This is a genomic window from Trinickia dabaoshanensis, from assembly GCF_002879885.1.
GTDB lineage: Bacteria > Pseudomonadota > Gammaproteobacteria > Burkholderiales > Burkholderiaceae > Trinickia > Trinickia dabaoshanensis.
In genome coordinates, this window is sequence record NZ_PNYA01000063.1 from 1 (window position 1) to 2,524 (window position 2,524).

The following is a 2,524-nucleotide window of genomic DNA, read 5'->3' on the forward strand; positions in this document are numbered from 1 at the left end:
ATCGAGACCGTCTTGCCCGGCTCGAGGCTCTCCCTGACCATCGCCACTTTCTCTTCTACCGACCACCGCCGCCGGCGCTCGGGTCCCGTCAATACATCCATCACTTCTTGATTGGTGTTAGTCAAAAACACAGTCGTATGCCTACCCGCTATTGTAAGTGGGAGACTGTGTCCGGACTTTCAGGGGGCCGCTCCACATTAGGCGTCACGCCCCGTCCGTAGGCAACGGTGAATCTCTCTCCCTCTACCGCTTATTCTGCCGGAAACATGTCTTCGGTTAGCGTCACGGGCTTGCCATTGATCACGAATTTGTACGAAATCGAATTCTTATCGTTTGACATTCGAACTGAGTACGCGACGTCCGCGTTGCCAACCTTGAACTCCTTGCCCATCTGCGCGGTCGCGATTTCGCCGGAAATCACGGGGGCCGAATACGGAGAGAGTGTCGGCGGGACAGTCAGACTTTTCACTAAGCTCCGCATCTTCGCGTTTTGCTCGTTTGGCTTAACCAGCTTCGCCTCATATATGTACTTCCAGCCAGTTATTTTCTTGAGATGATCCGCAGTATCCGGATCCCACGGATACTTTTTCAGAAGAGCAGAGAGTGAAATCAGATCGTCTCTTTTTACGTCAACGCAACACAAGACTTGCGGGCTTATATCTGCCGCGAAAAGACCACTGAACCGAGTGTCCTCGTTAATTTTTCGATCGACGAATACGACGTCAACCCGCTGAGTATTCACCGGAGAGCCATCTCCCCTATCACCGGCGACAACCTGCTCCCACAAACCAACGACCGGCGATTGCTGCGCGGAGGCGATCCGGCATATCGACGCGATCAAAACGAACATAATTGCTTTTTTCATTTTCGCTACCTGTTGATACGGCGATTTCCATGCTCGCAAGCACGGGATCGTGGCCGACGCTGCGGTCTGCATTCTTGACGCGCCCTCAAGGCTTCCGCGCAGTATGGGCTCATCAGTCAAATCAGTCCTGATCGGAGGGGTTGTGGCTCCAGATCACCAGCCCCCAATCCGTCGACTTGATACCGGGAAACATCTCCCCCGCCTTAAAGTAACGCCGCCCCTGTTCGCCTCCGAGGGCCGGGCTAACCCACCATCCGCTCTTCGGGACCACGTCGCCGGGCATGCCCTTCAATCGTGACGAGGGGATCTCCCGAGAGGGTTCCCCCGAACCCTCCACAACAGGACACCACTCAACGGCGTGACTATTCGCCGTTGTGGCCGCGGCAACCACTCGGCGGGCTTCCGGCGTGTCGTCGAACCGCGTCCGGTAGGTCAACGGCCCTTGCAGCACGTCGCCGAATGTGCCGCCAAGAAAGCGCACACCGCTCAGGTCCGCGCCCCGGAAGTCCACGCCACGCAAGTCGCAATTTTCGAACGTCGCATCAATCAGCCTTGCCCGATCCAGCCAAGTTGTCGTCAGTTCGCACTCGACGAAGCGGGCCGCCACGAAATCGCATCGCGTCATCGTGTTCCAGCCCCAGTCGGTTCGTTCGGTCAGTACACCGGAGAAATTGCATACCGATATTTCCGACGAAGTCAGCCTTCCGTCGGCGAGTGTCGCACCGGAAAAATCGGCGTTGCTCAGCTTGGCATATTCGATAAACGATTTTCGCAACCGCGCGTGGCGAAAATCGGTGCCGTCTCCGTAGATGGGGAGCATCTGTGCCAGATGGAACTGACACCCCCTAAAAGATGCGCCATTCAGGATCGACCATTGAAACTGGGCACCATCAAATCTGCTGCCATCAAACACGGAAAAGTCGAGAAAGCTGTCACCCAGGTCAAGGTTCTTCAAATCTCGCCCACTCAGTTGCACACCGCGCAAATCATTGGCGAGCCGTTTGGCCGCCGGATGGTCGACGGCATCGCATGTATCCATCCATTCACTTTGCGGCGTGATGTGCTCGAGCGCATCTTGTACAACCTTGTACTTTCCGTCGCGCCACCGATTCCGGAAGGCGTTCAATTCGAGATCATTAATCTGCATACAAGTCCCAGAGCATCTTTCCTCGACTGACTTTCCAACGGGAGCGGTCCGAGGTCCTCTGCCCGTCTTGACTACCCGTTCATCGGCGCCAACTGGTGGTACGGCAATTTCGATCTCCCCATGCACGGGATTACCGCCGAAACTAAAGTTCGCCTTCTTGACGTACTCCTGAAGGTCGCAGAGCAGTGTGAAAACTCAGAAGGCCATTGGGGTGACGCTTAGCGTCAGCCAGTCGAGCACCCGGCGTCCGATCCCGCCTTGACATGGTTTTTACCGCACGGGCACTGTACGGGATCGTTATCAAGTACACTAGCTCGCCCGTCTTCATCCATGTCCGTGCCGGTCCCTTTAATTGGGTGCTCCCCAGGGCAATTTCCACAAGTGGTGGATTTGCCCCCGTACTTCCGGACACCGCCTCACACTTGAGTTGATGATTCGGTCCTGCGCCGGAATTCGCGTGGCGAACGGTATTTCAGCGCGCTATGGGGATGATGCTCGTTATAGTGCTCGAA

Annotated in this window: 3 protein-coding genes; all 3 read right to left on the reverse strand. The window is 56.1% G+C overall.

What is annotated here, in order from left to right; genetic code table 11:
* A partial coding sequence (locus C0Z18_RS32320; protein ID WP_146014163.1) for a transposase occupies positions 1-101 on the reverse strand: 101 nt, incomplete at its 3' end.
* A gap of 149 nt (positions 102-250) precedes the next feature.
* Entirely contained in the window at positions 251-937 is a 687-nt protein-coding gene (locus C0Z18_RS32325) for a hypothetical protein (RefSeq protein WP_146014169.1), read from the reverse strand.
* Positions 938-986: 49 nt separating this feature from the next.
* A complete protein-coding gene (locus tag C0Z18_RS32330) occupies positions 987-2,012 on the reverse strand; it encodes a pentapeptide repeat-containing protein (protein ID WP_102649530.1) in 1,026 nt (341 codons plus the stop codon).
* Positions 2,013-2,524 lie beyond the last annotated feature (512 nt).

Excerpts from the sequence above, each read along its gene's own strand:
- C0Z18_RS32325 (WP_146014169.1), bottom strand. The coding sequence starts at position 937 with ATGCAGACCGCAGCGTCGGCCACGATCCCGTGCTTGCGAGCATGGAAA.
- C0Z18_RS32330 (WP_102649530.1), bottom strand. The coding sequence starts at position 2,012 with ATGCAGATTAATGATCTCGAATTGAACGCCTTCCGGAATCGGTGGCGC.